This window comes from Cellulosimicrobium sp. I38E, assembly GCF_001647255.1.
GTDB lineage: Bacteria > Actinomycetota > Actinomycetes > Actinomycetales > Cellulomonadaceae > Cellulosimicrobium > Cellulosimicrobium cellulans_E.
The window spans coordinates 14,330-28,420 of sequence record NZ_LUAZ01000072.1; the positions used below are offsets into that span (position 1 = coordinate 14,330).

Consider the following 14,091-nt stretch of genomic DNA (forward strand, 5'->3'; position numbering starts at 1 on the left):
TATGCGCCCGGGCGGTGCCCCGGGGGTGGCTGGACGGCGTCGTCGGTCACCCCCGGCCCGGCCCCGACGCCGCCGGGACGAGCGCGGCGCGCGACGCGGCGCAGCGGCGCGCGTAGGCGCCGGGCGTGGACCCGGTCGCGCGGGCGAAGTCGGTGCCGAGGTGCGCCTGGTCGTAGTAGCCGACGGTGGTCGCGAGCGCCGCGAGGTCCTGGTCGGGGTCGGCCGCGAGCAGGTCGGCCGCGAGGTGCACGCGGTGACGCTGCAGGGCCCACTTGGGGCTCACGCCGACGTACGTGGCGAAGAGCCGCTGGAGCGAGCGCGCCGACGTGCCGACGACCGCCGCGAGGTCGCCGACGCCCGCTGCCGGTCCGAGCTCGCCGCCCACGAGGGCCGCGAACGCGCGCGCGACGCGGTCGAGGTCGCGCGCGGCACGGACGGTCCGGGCGCGCTCGGCACGGGAGCGCAGGAGCGGCTCGACGGCGCGCGCCGCGTCCTCGTCCCGGCCCGCGCGGGCGAGGCCGAGCGCGGTGGCCCCGGTGCGCTCCGCCGTCGGGCCGAGGAACGCGGCCGCGGGGACCTGCACCCCCGGGCGCACGGCGTCCGGGTGCCCGAGCAGCACCCGTAACACGCCGGGCCCCAGCTTGGTGCCGACCACGGCGCCCGAGCCGGTCAGGGTGCGCGCGAACAGGCCGGGCGGGATGCCGTGCGCGACGTAGCCCGACTCCTCGGCGACGACGTTCGCGACGGGGTGCGGCACGAGGACCTGGGTGAACGACTCCCCCGGCGGCAGGTCCCACCGCACGACCCAGTGCCGCTCCACGAGGTCGGCGAGGTCCGGCGCCGGCTCGACGCGTACGAGCTCGAACCCGCGCCGCGCGGCGGTGGGATCCACCAGGCCCCGAACGGACGTCGTCGGCCGCCGACGGGCCCGTGCGCCCCCGTCGGCCGGATGACCCGGTTCGAACACCTGTCGCATTCCTCCAAGACTGGCACGACCCGCCGACACGAGCATGGTGGGACGGCCCGCACCTCGCGGGCGACCACGACGAGGAGGACACCATGGAGATGTCGGCACTGCACCCCAACGTCACGGTGAGCGGCGCGCGCGAGGCGATCGCGTTCTACGAGGCGGCGCTCGGCGCCGAGGTGGTCGACACCATCACGGCGGGCGACGCCGTCATCCACTCCGACCTGCGTCTCGCCTCACCGTCCGGCACGAGCACGTTCACCGTCGCGGAGGCGTTCCCGCCGGACTCGGTCGCGCCGGAGCCGGGCGCGCCCACGCACGCGTCGTTCACCGTCCCCGTCGAGGACACGGACGCCGCGTACGCGCGGGCGCTCGCCGCCGGCGCGACGAGCCTCGCGGAACCCGCCGACTGGTTCGAGGGGTTCCGCCAGGCCGCCGTCCGCGACCCCTTCGGGCACCGCTGGTACTTCGCGACCGTCGCGGACTCGGTGACGGCCGAGGACGTCCAGCGCGCGAGCGACGCCTGGGTCTCCGAGCGCGGCTGACCCGGGCGCCCAGCCCGACGGCGGTGCCGCTCGCCGGTCGCTCAGGCCGGCGGGCGCACGAGGCGCGCGTGGAACTGCATGGCCGAGACGTCGGTCAGCGAGGCGACCTGGTCGACGACGACGCGCAACCGGGCGGCGTCGTCGGGCGCGGCCTCCCAGTCCGCCGCGAACGAGGGCTCGAGCGCGACGGGCGCGCGGTCGGAGAAGACGTGCACGAGATCGGCGATGACCTCGCGCTGGCGCTGGTAGAGCGGCTCCTGCTCGCGCGGCGCCATCACGTAGGCGACCGCGACACCCTTGAGCACGAGGATCTCCGCCACCGTCTCGTCCGGCACGACGAGCCGCGCGGCATACCGGGTGAGCGGCCCGTCCCCGTAGAGGGCGCGCGTCGCGTCCTGCGCCGCTCCGGTGAACCGGCCGATGAGCTGGCTCGTCGCGTCCTTGAGCGCAGCGAGCGCGCGGCGCGACCCGTCGAAACCGGTGACCAGGTGCCCGGTGCCCTGCAGACGCGTGATCGCGGCGTCGAGCGCCGCCTCGTCGTACGCCGTGCCGTACCAGGAGTGGACCGCGCGCACGACGCGCGCGCGCTCGTCGGGGTCGTCGAGCACGGCGAGCTCGATGCGCCCGCCGACCACCGCGTCCTCGACGTCGTGCACGGAGTACGACACGTCGTCCGCGAGGTCCATGACCTGCGCCTCGAGGCACTTCACCTGGCTCGGCGCGCCCGCGCGCAGCCAGTCGAACACCGGGCGGTCGTCCTCGTAGACGCCGAACTTGTGCGTCGGGCGGCCGTCCGCGCGCAGCGGCGCCTCGCCCGCGCCCCACGGGTACTTGACGCTCGCGTCGAGGCTCGCGCGCGTGAGGTTGAGCCCGTACGACCGCCCGTCCTCGTCGACGACCTTGGGGTCGAGCCGCGTGAGGAGGCGCAGCGTCTGCGCGTTGCCCTCGAACCCGCCGACGTCGACCGCGAGGTCCGCGAGCGCCCGCTCGCCGTTGTGCCCGAACGGCGGGTGCCCGAGGTCGTGCGCGAGGCACGCGGTGTCGACGATGTCCGGGTCGCACCCGAGCGCCTTGCCGATCTCGCGGCCCACCTGCGCGACCTCGAGCGTGTGCGTCAGGCGGGTCCGGACGAAGTCGTCGCTGCCCGGCCCGAGCACCTGCGTCTTGGCGCCGAGGCGGCGCAGCGCCGAGGAGTGGACGATGCGCGCGCGGTCGCGCTCGAACGGCGTGCGCGCGCGGGACTTCGCGGACTCGACGAACCACCGCTCGGTGTCGGCGTCCGAGTACGACGCCGTGCCCTCCTCGCCGCGCGCCGGGCGCGGGCCGGTCCCCACCACCGCGGGGTCGAACGCCTCCTGCTCGAACGTCTGCACGGGCCCCAGCGTAACGACGCCGGTCAGGAAGCGGCGGCAGCCGGGTCCGCGAGGCCGCGGTAGACGCCGGTGCGCAGCTCGCCCGCCCACGCGTCCGCCTCGGGCATGCCGAGGTCGTACGCGACGGCGATCTCCGCCTCGACGTCGTACGGCACGCGCACGTGCTGGAGCGAGAAGGGCGCGGGGTCGGGCGAGCCGGGGACGCCCTCGAGGATCGCGTAGACGGGGGTCGGCTCGTCGAGCGGGTTGCCGACGCTGCCGGTGTTGAACAGCGTGCGGCCGCGGTGCGTCTCGACGTAGGCGTCGTGGATGTCGCCGTACCCCACGACGGCGGGCTCCGGCCCGGGGCCGGTGAGGTCGGTCGCGGCGAACATGCCCGCGAACTGCTCGGGCGTGTGGTTGCGGTGCACCTTGGTGTGCACCGACGCGGCCGAGGCGTGGAAGAGGCGCACGCGCCGACCGCTCAGCAGCAGGTCGTGGCCGAGCGGGAGCGTGCCGAACCACTCCCGCTGGTCCGCGCGCAGCTCGTCGCGCCACCACACGTGCTCGGGCAGGCCGTCGTCGGGCGTCCGGGGCAGGAAGTCCTCCCAGTTGCCGCGCACGCTCACCGCGCACACCTCCCGGCACCGGTCGACCACCGCCCGCCCGCGCGGGCCCTTGCCGACCATGTCGCCGAGGTTGACGAACGTCGTCACGCCGCGGGACCGCGCGTCGGCGAGCACCGCCTCCAGCGCGGACAGGTTGCCGTGGACGTCCGAGAGGATCGCGAGGCGCTCGACGGTCACGCCGCGATCCTGCCACGGCGGCGCCGCCCCGAGAAGGAGCTCCGGCCCGCGGTCCGACCCGCTCGGGGGCGAGAGCTCCCGTCTCGGCAGCGCGCCGGCCTGCCGGGGCGTAGCCTCGCGCACATGGGTGCAGCGCACGCGCTCGAGCTGCGGGCCGTCACCGTCGACGGCCTGGTCGAGGTCGTCCCGTACGTCGACGGCCGCTCGCTCGTCGACCTCGTCGGACGGCACGAGTCGGCGCGCGGCTACTCCCCCGCGGGTGCGTACGGGGGGCTCGTCCCCGCGTTCTTCCGCTACGGCGACGCCGCGCACCAGTGGTATGGCCGCGGGCGGACGCCGTCGGGCGGGCACGCGTGGGTCCTCGCGTGCGACTGCCACGAGGCCGGGTGCTGGCCGTTCGAGGTGACGGTCGACGCCGACGCGACGACCGTCGTCTGGCGCGACCTCACCCAGCCGTTCCGGCCCGAGTGGGACTACTCCGCGCTCGGCGCGTTCGCCTTCGACCGCGCGCAGTACGACGACGCCGTGCGCCAGGTCGCGCACCTCTTCCGCTGAGCGCTCAGCCCAGGCGCCACACCCCGACGGCCGGGCCGTCGCCCGCGAGCCGCGCGCCGCCGTCGTGCCGGGAGAGGTCGAGCGAGCCGTGCAGCCTCTCCGCCCCGCCCGGCCCCACGAGCGCGGGGTGCAGCGTGACGCCGTCCCACGGCGCGCGGGCGAGCGCGACGAGCACGCGCTCCTCCGGCGTCTCGCGCAGGTAGACGAGGGCGTCGTCGTCCACGTGCACCCACCGCAGGCCGCCGTGCCGCAGCGCGTCCGAGCCGCGCCGGACGGCGATCAGGTCGCGGTACAGGTCGAACGTCGCGGCGTCCCAACGACCCGAACCCGTCGCCGCGTCGTCCCACGGCATGGTCGCGCGGCCGTGCTCGCCGTTGAGGCCCGTGAGCCCCACCTCGTCGCCCGCGAAGATCACCGGCGTGCCGGGGTAGGTGAGCAGGAGCGTCGCCGCGACCTCGACCATCTCGCGTGAGCCGACGATCGAGCGCAGGCGCGGGGTGTCGTGCGAGCCGAGCATGTTCCACTGCGACGCCGTGACGCGCCACGGGAGCACGGCGTCGAACTCGCGCATGGTCGCGACGACGTCGCGCCCCCCGCGCCGCGGCGTGCGCACCGGCAGCCCCAGGTAGGGCACGGGCGAGTCCGGCGGCGACAGCCACGTCCACGCCGGGCGCGTGAACGCCGAGTAGTTCATGTTCGCGTGCCAGCCGTCGCCCGCGAGGTCGCCGGACGCGTCGTGGAAGTGCTCCGCGACGAGCGCCGCCTGGGGGTTCGCGGCCCGCATGGTCGCGCGCAGTCGCCGCGCCACCTCGAGCGTGCGGTCCTCGGCGCCGAACCGGCCGGTCATGTTCGCGACGTCGATCCGCCAGCCGTCGAGCCCGAACGGCTCGCCGAGGTAGCGCCCGACGACGGATCCCGGCCCGTCGATCATGCGCGCCCCGAGCTCGGCCGAGCCGTACGACAGCTTGGGCAGCGACGCGTGCTCGAGCCAGCCCACGTACCCGGGCTCGCCGTCGGTCCAGTAGTAGAAGTCGCGCTCCGGCGCGCCGGGGTCCGTGAGCGCCCGGGCGAACCACTCGTGCCCGGCGCCCGTGTGGTTGGTCGTGAGGTCGCCCATGACGCGCAGCCCGCGCGCGTGCGCGGCGCGGATCAGCGAGGCGTAGGCGGCGTCGCCGCCGAGCAGCGGGTCGACGTGGTCGAACGTGCTCGCGTCGTAGCGGTGGTTGGAGCGCCCCGGGAAGACGGGCGTCGTGTAGAGGGTCGTGACGCCGAGCGCGACGAGGTGGTCGAGCCGCTCCTCGACCCCGGCGAGGTCGCCGCCGTAGTACTGGGTGCCGACGTCGGGCCCGGCGCCGTGCGGCTCGTCGCCCCAGGCCGCGGGGACCGCCCACTCCGGGAGCGGTCGGCCGTCGGCTGCGGCCGAGCGCGCGAACCGGTCGGGGAAGACCTGGTAGACGACGCCGTCGCGCATCCACGCCGGCGCGCCCTCGTGGACCGTGAGGCGGAAGTCTGCGGCGTCGGGCACGTCGCGGTCCCACGTCCCGCGGCCGTTGAGCCAGCGGTAGCCGCGCTCCCCCTCGTCGAGGAAGAACCGGTAGCCGGTCACCGGGTTGTGCACGAGCACCTCGGCGACGTACCAGTCCTCGTGCTCGTCCGAGCGGTCGAGGCGCGCGGGCGCGAGCCGGGGCTCGCCGTCGCGCACGGTGCGCAGCCACACGTCGCGCACGCCCGCCGACCGGGGCACGCGCACGCGGACGGGGACCGTGTCCCCGAGGGCGGGGACGCCCTCGGGGACGTACAGCGCCGAGCCGTCGTGGTGCGGGACGGGGGTCGCGACGTCGCGCACGCGGTCAGCCCTTCACGGAACCGGCGGTGAGCCCGCCGACGATGTACTTCTGGAGGTAGAGGAACAGCGCGAGCACAGGCAGCGCGGAGATCACGGCGCCGGCCGTGAACAGGCCCCAGTTCGCCTCCTTGAGCGACGACACCCACCCGTAGAGCCCGACGGCGAGCGTCCAGTTGCGCTCCGACGTCAGGACGATGCGCGCGATGATGAACTCGCCGAACGTGCTGATGAACGAGAGCAGCGCGACGACCGCGAGGATCGGCGCCACCAGGCGCAGGATGATCGTCCAGTAGATCTGCGAGTGCGTGGCACCGTCGATCTTGGCGGCCTCGTCGAGCTCGCGCGGGACCGTGTTGAAGAACCCGTACATGAGGAACGTGTTCACGCCGAGCGCGCCGCCCAGGTACACGGCGATGAGGGCGATCTTGCTGTTCAGGCCGAGGATCGGGACGACGTTCCCGAGCCCGATGAGCAGCAGGAAGATCGCCACGAACGCGAGCATCTGCGGGAACATCTGGACGATGAGCAGCGACGTCAGTCCCGCACGGCGTCCGGCGAACCGGAACCGCGAGAACGCGTAGGCGGCAGCCGCTCCCATGAGCACCGTGCCGACGGACGTCGCGATCGCGATGACGAGGGTGTTGCCCATCCACGTCCAGAACATGGTGGTGCCGAGCTCGGCGTAGTTCGCGCCGCTCACGTCGGAGAACAACGTGTTGGAGCCGGTGAGGGTCCCGTTCTCCGAGAGCGACGCGGAGAGGACGTACACGAGCGGGAACGCCGCGTAGACGACGGCGATCACGCCGACGACGTGCCGCCAGCCGAGCTCGGAGAACCAGCGGCCCGGCTTCATGCGGGTCCGCGAGGCCGAGGACGGGACGGGCCGACCGTCGACGACGGGGGGTGCCTGGGTGGTCGCCATGTCAGCTGATCTCCTCGAACTTGCGCGTGCTGCGGAAGGCGATGGCCGAGATCGTCCCCACGATGACGAAGATGACGATCGACAGGGCGCTCGCGAGCCCGAAGTCCTTCTGCGCCGAGCCGTCGACGCCGGAGATCGAGTACACCATCGAGATGAGGATGTCGGTGTGCCCCAGCGGGACCGACGCGTCCGCGAAGCGTGGACCGCCTCCGGTGAGCATGTAGATGAGCGTGAAGTTGTTGAAGTTGAAGGCGAACGACGAGATGAGCAGCGGCGCGGTCGCGATGAGCAGGAGCGGCAGCGTGATCGCGCGCCACGTCGTCCAGCGGCCCGCGCCGTCGATCTTCGCGGCCTCCATGACGTCGGACGGCAGGGACTGCAGCGCGCCCGTGCAGATCAGGAACATGTAGGGGAAGCCCAGCCACAGGTTCACGCCGAGCACCGAGAGCTTCGCGAGCCACGGGTCCGTGAGCCACGGGATGTGCGCGCCGCCGAGGATCACCTCGTTGACGAACCCGAACCGCGTGTTGAGCAGGCCGGACCACAGCAGCGCGGCGAGGAACCCCGGGATCGCGTACGGCAAGATCATGAGCGTCCGGTAGACCTTGCGCCCGCGCATCCGCGTGTCGTTGAAGACGATCGCGAGGAAGAGGCCGAGCAGGAACGTCGTGACGACCGAGCCGATCGCGAAGACGAACGTCCACACGAGGATCTTGACGAACGGCTGCGCGTAGCGGGCGTCGGAGAACGCGGTGACGAAGTTGTCGAAGCCGACGGGCACGCGCCACCCGACCGCGAGGGTCGAGCCGTCGGGAGCCTCGAACTGGCCCTCGTCGTTCGGGGTGTAGACGGTCCCGGTCGTCGTGTCGGTCATGGTGTCCGCCGCGGCGTCCCACTCGAGCGCAGAGGTGTAGACGTAGCCGGTCCGCGCGTCCGTGGTGCGGATCGAGCCGTCCTCCGGGTCGTCCGAGACCGGCACGCGGAGCTCGGTCACCTCGGCCTGGCGCTGGAGCACCTGGTCGCGGGGCAGCACGGTGAAGCCGGGGACGTCGGTCGCGCGACCGTCCTCGACCGTCGCGCCGTCCACGACGTCGAGCGGCCGGTCCGCCGTCCCGGCCTCGACCTCGCCGTCTTCGGTGACGACCGCGAAGCCGAGCGCGTCGCCGTCCTCGACCACGGTCAGCGCCGACGAGGGCGAGCCCTCGACGCGGCGCTCGTTCTGGATCAGCAGCGCGGAGACCGCCTGCTCCTTGGTCGCGTTGTGCCCGGTGCCGTAGTTGGTGAAGGCGACGTACCCGGTGTAGCCGACCACGAAGATCTGGTAGACGAGGAGGAAGAGCAGCCCGGGAAGGATGTACTTGAGCGGCAGCGCGCGCTTCGAGAAGTACACCCAGTTCGCGACGACCAGCATCGCCAGGGACGCCGCGAGGATCCCGTACGAGCCCTCGGTCCACGCGGACCAGACCACGTACACGCCGAGCGCGTCGACGACGGCCATGAGCGCGAGCTTGACGAAGAACCCGGGGCTGTAGTCGCGCGCGTGCGAGGCGTCCGCCGCGCGCAGCCCACGGGTGCGCCGCGGCGGCGGCCCGTCGGTTCCGAGTGGGCCGACTTCCGCGTCGGTCGTGGTCTGTGGGGCGGACATCCTGGTGCCTCCGAGGTCGTGACGCGGTTCGTCCCGCGTCGTCCCGTGTGTCGTCGTGCCGTGTCGCGGCCGGTGCCGGACCGGCGGTGACGCCGTCGCGGCGCGCAGGTGACCCTGCGCACCGCGACGGCGGTCCGGTCCGAGCCGGGTCAGGAGTCCATCGCGCCCTGGATGTCGGCGATCATCTTGTCCCAGGTGGGGACGGGGTCAGCACCGCTGACGATCGCGGCCTCCGTGACGCCCCAGAAGCTCCAGACGGACGCCATCTCGGGGATCGAGGGCATCGGCACGGCCTCGGCACCGACGGCCCGGAAGCCCGCGACGATCGGGTCGCCTGCCGAGGCGGAGTCGGCCGCGACCGTCAGCGCCGGCGGACGGTTGCCTGCCTGGTAGAGCGCGAGCTGCGCCTCCTCGGTCGAGAGGAAGTTGACGAGGAAGTCGTTCGCGACGATCGCGTTCTTGCTCTCGGCGCTGAGGTAGAAGCCCTGGACGCCGACGAACGGCTGCGCGGGCTGCCCGCCCGCAGTCGGGATCGGGTCGATCGACAGATCCATGCCCTCGAACGAGTCGATCATCCACGGGCCGCCGACGATGAACGGGGACTGGCCGTTCTTGAACGCCTCGACGGCGATGTCGTACGTGGTGTCCTGGCTGAGCACGCCGGCCGCGCCCTGGGCGCCGAGCCACTCCGCGAACGCCTGGCCCTCGGGGCCGCCCATCGCGAGCTCGGACGTGTAGCTGCCGTCCTCGTTCTGCGTGAAGACGGGGGCGCCGAACGACGTCTGGAACGGGTAGTGGGTGTACGGGTCGCCCTTGTCACCGTCCGACTGGACCAGGATCGGGAACTGCGTCCCCGCGGCCTGGCCGGCGGCGACGGCCTCGTCCCACGTGGCGGGCGCCTCCGGCGCGAGGGCGGTGTTGCGGATCAGGGCGATGTTCTCGATCGCGTAGGGCAGGCCGTAGACCTGGCCGTCCTGCGTGAACGCCTGGATCGAGACGTCCTCGAACTCGGCGGCCTTGTCGCCGAGCTCGAGCGGCGCCACGACGCCGTTCGTCGTGAGCTCGCCGAGCCAGTCGTGCGCGCCGACCGTGATGTCGGGGCCCTCGCCCGTCGGGACCTGCGCGAGGAAGTCAGCGCGGATGTCCTCGAAGTTCTTGAGGACGACCTCGACGGTCGTCCCCGTCTCGGTCTCGAAGGACTCCGCTGCCGCGGTCACGGCGTCCTGGCGGGTCTCGTCGACCCAGACGGTGAGCGTGCCGCCACCGGAGGTGTCCTCGGCGCTCGGCTCGTCGGTGCTCTCGTCTCCCGAGCCGCCGGACGAGCAGGCGGCCAGCGCCAACGTCGTGGTCAGCGCGGCGGCAAGAAGGATGCTCCGTCGCATCAGTGGTCACTCCCAGCATGTTGCAGTGCGGTGGTGGCCGACGTCGGTTCGCACCGACCGTGGGCCCTGATGCGACGACGGTAGAGCGCGAGGTGGCACGGATGCAAGTCGTTGCGGTAACTTTCATGCAACGCTTTGCAGGGCGCCGACCGGCGCCCGCCCCGCCTCCCCCGGCCGACGGGTCCGCGCCTCCGTACGGAGATTCGCGGCTCGCCGGTCGGACGACCAGGACGAGGAGGTCCGGTGTCCCCTACGCTTCCCCATGTGCGCACCCGTCTCAGCGATCTCGCCGCCCAGGCCGGCGTCTCCACCGCGACGGTCTCGCGCGTCCTCAACGGGAAGCCCGGCGTCGCGAGCGAGACCCGCCAGGCGGTCCTCGCCGCGCTCGACGTGCTGGGCTACGAACGCCCCTCGACGCTGCGCACCCGCTCGGCCGGCCTCGTCGGCCTCGTCGTCCCCGAGCTGACGAACCCCGTCTTCCCGGCGTTCGCCCAGACGATCGAGTCGCTCCTCTCGGAGCACGGGTACACGCCGCTGCTGTGCACGCAGTCGCCCGGCGGCACGACCGAGGACGACTACGTCGACATGCTCATGGACCACGCGGTCGACGGCATCGTCTTCGTCTCCGGCCTGCACGCCGACACCCAGGCGAGCCACGAGCGCTACGAGCGCCTGCGCAGCCGCGGCATCCCGATCGTGCTGGTGAACGGCTTCGCCGAGGGCATCGACGCGCCGTTCGTCTCGCCCGACGACGTCGCGAGCGTCGAGCTGTCGGTGCGCCACCTCGTCTCGCTCGGCCACCGCAGCATCGGGCTCGCGATCGGGCCGGACCGGTTCGTCCCCGCCCAGCGCAAGCTCGCGAGCTTCGCCGAGTCGCTCGTGCGGCACGGGCTCGTCGCCGACGAGTCCGAGGCGGCGCAGCACGTCGTCGTCACCCTGTACACCGTCGAGGGCGGCCAGGCGGCGGGCGGCGAGCTCATCGACGCGGGCCACACCGCGATCGTCTGCGGCTCCGACCTCATGGCGCTCGGCGCGATCCGCGCCGCGCGTTCACGTGGGCTGCGCGTGCCGCAGGACGTGTCGGTGCTCGGCTACGACGACTCGCCCCTCATCGCGTTCACCGACCCGCCCCTGACCACGGTGCGCCAGCCCGTGAACGCCATGGCGCACGCCGCGGTGAGCGCGCTGCTCACCGAGATCGCCGGCGAGCGCGCTCCGCGCTCCGAGCTGCTGTTCCAGCCGGAGCTCATCGTCCGCGACTCCACGGGCGCCGCCCCGGCGACGGGTGCGCCCACCGCCTGACGGCAGCACGCCGCGGCAGCACGACGCACGCCACGACGTCGACGGCCACCCCGGCCCCCGGGCCGGGCCCGTCGCCCCGTCACCGCAAGCGCTTACACTCGACGGAGGGTCGGCGTCACCCCCGCTCCGCCTGCCGAGTGATCCCCCTGAAGAACCCCGACACCACGCACGTGAGGACCGACAGCTCGATGACTCGTATCGATTCGACGCCGACCGCCAGCACCACCGCGACGGCCACCGCGCCCGCGCCCTTCAGCACCGGGGCGCTCGTGCACACCGGCCCGGGCGAGGCGCCGGAGTGGTGGCGCGACGCCGTGATCTACCAGGTCTACCCGCGCTCGTTCGCGGACGGCGACGGCGACGGCGTCGGCGACCTGCCCGGCATCACCTCGAAGCTCGACCACCTCGCCGAGCTCGGGGTCGACGCGGTCTGGCTGAGCCCGTTCTACCGCTCGCCCCAGAAGGACGCGGGCTACGACGTCGCGGACTACCGCGACGTCGACCCGCTGTTCGGCACGCTCGCAGACTTCGACGAGCTGCTCGCCCAGGCGCACGCGCGCGGGATCCGCATCATCGTGGACCTCGTCCCGAACCACACCTCGGACCAGCACGCGTGGTTCCAGGCGGCGCTGGCCGCGCCCGAGGGCTCGGTCGAGCGCGCGCGCTACGTCTTCCGCGAGGGCGAGGGCGAGCACGGCGAGCTGCCCCCGAACAACTGGCAGTCGATCTTCGGCGGCCCCGCGTGGACCCGCGTCACCGCCGGTCCGGACGCACGCCCGGTCACCGGGGCGGAGGGCGAGACGCCCGGCCAGTGGTACCTGCACCTGTTCGACTCCACGCAGCCCGACCTCGCGTGGGACAACCCCGAGGTGCGCGAGGAGTTCGAGCAGGTCCTGCGCTTCTGGCTCGACAAGGGCGTGGACGGGTTCCGCGTCGACGTGGCGCACGGCATGATCAAGGCCGACGGCCTGCCCGACTGGGACGGCACGGTGTCGATGGTGGAGGGGACCGCCGAGGAGGAGACCGACCCCGGCGCTCCCGAGGACGGCTCGACGGGCGCGGGCAACTCCGGCCCGATGTTCGACCAGGACGGCGTGCACGAGATCTACCGCGCGTGGCACGGCGTCCTGGCCGAGTACGACGGCGACCGCGCGCTCGTCGCCGAGGCGTGGGTCGAGCCGCTCTCCCGGCTCGCGCGCTACGTCCGCCCGGACGAGATGCACCAGGCGTTCAACTTCTCCTTCCTCACCACCGCGTGGTCCGCGGCGCCCCTGCGCACGGTGATCGCGGCGTCGCTGCGCGCGAACGACGAGGTCGGCGCACCCACGACGTGGGTCCTGTCAAACCACGACGTCGTGCGGCACGCGTCGCGACTCGGCCTCGCGGACCCCGGGCTGCGTCCTAACGGGATCTTCGCGCACGACCCGCAGCCCGACGAGGAGCTCGGCCTGCGCCGGGCACGCGCCGCGTCGCTCCTCATGCTCGGCCTGCCCGGCTCGTCGTACCTCTACCAGGGCGAGGAGCTGGGCCTGCCCGAGCACACCGCGCTGCCCGACGACGTGCGCGAGGACCCCGCGTTCTTCCGCACCCAGGGCGCCGAGGCGGGCCGCGACGGCTGCCGCATCCCGCTCCCCTGGCACGCGGACGCCGACGGGTACGGCTTCGGCCCGTCCGGGAAGACGTGGCTCCCCCAGCCCGCGTCCTACGCGCGCTACGCGGCCGACGTGCAGCGCGGCGTCGAGGGGTCGACGTACGAGACGTACCGCACCGCGCTCGCGACGCGCCGCGCCGAGCGCCTCGGCTCGGGCACGCTCGCGTGGGTCGAGGACTACGCGGACTCCGTGGACGTCCTAGCGCTGCGCAACCGCGACGTCGTGGTCCTCGCGAACCTCGGCGCCGAGCCTGTCGTCCTGCCGCACGGCGTGGAGGTCCTCGTGGCGTCGGGCCCCGTCCTCACCGACCGGTCCGCGGACCCGCAGGTCCGCGTGCCGTCCGACACGACGGTGTGGCTGCGCGCACTCTGACCGGGTGACCCGAGCAACGGCCGGGGTCCGCGAGGGCCCCGGCCGTCCTCATGCCCGCAGGCCGGACTCGAACGCGGCGCGGACCACCTCGGTGGCGAACGCCGCGTCGCCGACGTAGGCGGACGCGGAGCACACGACCGCCCCCGGGGCGGCGACGCGCCACCACGTTCCGGCGACCGGGACCACGAGCACGGCGCCGCGCACGTCACCGATCCCGACGCCGTGCGTGCGGGCCACCTCCGCGGCGAGCGCGCGACGGTCGTCCGCCGCCGTTCGTCGGTGCAGCACCTCGGCGCGGTCCGCCTCGCGCTCCGCGAGGGCACGGTGCGCCTCGGGCCACAGGCGCGCGACGGCGTCGCGCAGCCCGGGCACGTCGTCCAGAGCCGCGAACGCGGGCGGTGAGCCGACGGCGTCCCGTGCCACGGACCGCGCGCGGACCCAGCCGAGGAACGCGTCCTCCCCCGACGGAGGCTCCGCGATCCTTCCGGCGGCCTCGAACGCGAGGGCGGCGCGCCACCAGACGATCCATCGCGACGCCGCGGCGTCGCGTGCGTCCGCCGGGAGCAGCGCCGACCGGTCGGCCGGTGCCGGCTCGCAGTGCGGCGGCGTGTCGTCGGCCGCGGCGACGAGCCCGAGCGCGTCGCGGACCCACAGCAGCAGGTCGAGGTCCCCGCCGTCCGACACCGACAGGCGCCACGACGGCCGACCCTCGAACCGCACCGCGGACTCCTCTCGCTCGTCGCCG

At 73.7% G+C, this 14,091-nt stretch carries 12 protein-coding genes; 4 read left to right on the forward strand and 8 right to left on the reverse strand.

The features are described from left to right. Window positions 1-46: 46 nt before the first annotated feature. Window positions 47-892 (reverse strand): helix-turn-helix domain-containing protein, encoded by an 846-nt coding sequence (locus tag A0J59_RS18650; protein WP_156533183.1) that lies wholly within the window; start codon window positions 890-892, stop codon window positions 47-49. Window positions 893-1,059: 167 nt separating this feature from the next. On the opposite strand from A0J59_RS18650, the gene A0J59_RS18655 reads away from it, so the two are divergent. Beyond that, window positions 1,060-1,512, forward strand: coding sequence for a VOC family protein (locus A0J59_RS18655; RefSeq protein WP_064317097.1), 453 nt, complete (start codon window positions 1,060-1,062; stop codon window positions 1,510-1,512). Between the two features lie 41 nt (window positions 1,513-1,553). On the opposite strand, the gene A0J59_RS18660 is transcribed toward A0J59_RS18655, so the two are convergent. Continuing rightward, window positions 1,554-2,846, reverse strand: coding sequence for a deoxyguanosinetriphosphate triphosphohydrolase (locus A0J59_RS18660; RefSeq protein ID WP_047233045.1), 1,293 nt, complete (start codon window positions 2,844-2,846; stop codon window positions 1,554-1,556). Between the two features lie 62 nt (window positions 2,847-2,908). Continuing rightward, window positions 2,909-3,670, reverse strand: coding sequence for a metallophosphoesterase (locus A0J59_RS18665; RefSeq protein WP_064317098.1), 762 nt, complete (start codon window positions 3,668-3,670; stop codon window positions 2,909-2,911). A gap of 123 nt (window positions 3,671-3,793) precedes the next feature. Between A0J59_RS18665 and A0J59_RS18670 the strand changes: the two genes are divergently transcribed. Continuing rightward, the gene (locus A0J59_RS18670) at window positions 3,794-4,225 is read left to right on the forward strand and encodes a hypothetical protein (RefSeq protein WP_047233044.1); all 432 of its coding nucleotides are present in this window, start codon (window positions 3,794-3,796) and stop codon (window positions 4,223-4,225) included. Window positions 4,226-4,229: 4 nt separating this feature from the next. On the opposite strand, the gene A0J59_RS18675 is transcribed toward A0J59_RS18670, so the two are convergent. The 4 genes from A0J59_RS18675 to A0J59_RS18690 form a co-directional block, all read right to left on the reverse strand. After that, window positions 4,230-6,071 carry a glycoside hydrolase family 13 protein gene (locus A0J59_RS18675; protein WP_064317099.1) on the reverse strand — a complete coding sequence of 614 codons (1,842 nt, stop codon included), beginning with the start codon at window positions 6,069-6,071 and terminating at the stop codon, window positions 4,230-4,232. A gap of 4 nt (window positions 6,072-6,075) precedes the next feature. Further along, window positions 6,076-6,993: a sugar ABC transporter permease gene (locus A0J59_RS18680; RefSeq protein ID WP_047233016.1), complete on the reverse strand. Its 918-nt coding sequence runs from the start codon at window positions 6,991-6,993 to the stop codon at window positions 6,076-6,078. Between the two features lies 1 nt (window position 6,994). Then, a complete protein-coding gene (locus A0J59_RS18685) occupies window positions 6,995-8,638 on the reverse strand; it encodes an ABC transporter permease subunit (RefSeq protein ID WP_082141233.1) in 1,644 nt (547 codons plus the stop codon). Window positions 8,639-8,787: 149 nt separating this feature from the next. Beyond that, window positions 8,788-10,020: a maltose ABC transporter substrate-binding protein gene (locus A0J59_RS18690; RefSeq protein ID WP_047233015.1), complete on the reverse strand. Its 1,233-nt coding sequence runs from the start codon at window positions 10,018-10,020 to the stop codon at window positions 8,788-8,790. A 264-nt stretch (window positions 10,021-10,284) separates the two neighbouring features. Between A0J59_RS18690 and A0J59_RS18695 the strand changes: the two genes are divergently transcribed. Together A0J59_RS18695 and A0J59_RS18700 are read left to right on the forward strand one after the other, a co-directional pair. Beyond that, window positions 10,285-11,322 (forward strand): LacI family DNA-binding transcriptional regulator, encoded by a 1,038-nt coding sequence (locus tag A0J59_RS18695; protein ID WP_231581808.1) that lies wholly within the window; start codon window positions 10,285-10,287, stop codon window positions 11,320-11,322. 188 nt (window positions 11,323-11,510) lie between these two features. Then, window positions 11,511-13,346 carry a glycoside hydrolase family 13 protein gene (locus tag A0J59_RS18700; protein WP_064317161.1) on the forward strand — a complete coding sequence of 612 codons (1,836 nt, stop codon included), beginning with the start codon at window positions 11,511-11,513 and terminating at the stop codon, window positions 13,344-13,346. A gap of 48 nt (window positions 13,347-13,394) precedes the next feature. Here the strand turns inward: A0J59_RS18700 and A0J59_RS18705 are convergent, their stop codons facing one another. Next, entirely contained in the window at window positions 13,395-14,066 is a 672-nt protein-coding gene (locus A0J59_RS18705) for a hypothetical protein (RefSeq protein ID WP_052877604.1), read from the reverse strand. Window positions 14,067-14,091 lie beyond the last annotated feature (25 nt).

Excerpts from the sequence above, each read along its gene's own strand:
- A0J59_RS18655 (WP_064317097.1), top strand. The coding sequence starts at position 1,060 with ATGGAGATGTCGGCACTGCACCCCAACGTCACGGTGAGCGGCGCGCGC.
- A0J59_RS18670 (WP_047233044.1), top strand. The coding sequence starts at position 3,794 with ATGGGTGCAGCGCACGCGCTCGAGCTGCGGGCCGTCACCGTCGACGGC.
- A0J59_RS18680 (WP_047233016.1), bottom strand. The coding sequence starts at position 6,993 with ATGGCGACCACCCAGGCACCCCCCGTCGTCGACGGTCGGCCCGTCCCG.
- A0J59_RS18685 (WP_082141233.1), bottom strand. The coding sequence starts at position 8,638 with ATGTCCGCCCCACAGACCACGACCGACGCGGAAGTCGGCCCACTCGGA.
- A0J59_RS18690 (WP_047233015.1), bottom strand. The coding sequence starts at position 10,020 with ATGCGACGGAGCATCCTTCTTGCCGCCGCGCTGACCACGACGTTGGCG.
- A0J59_RS18700 (WP_064317161.1), top strand. The coding sequence starts at position 11,511 with ATGACTCGTATCGATTCGACGCCGACCGCCAGCACCACCGCGACGGCC.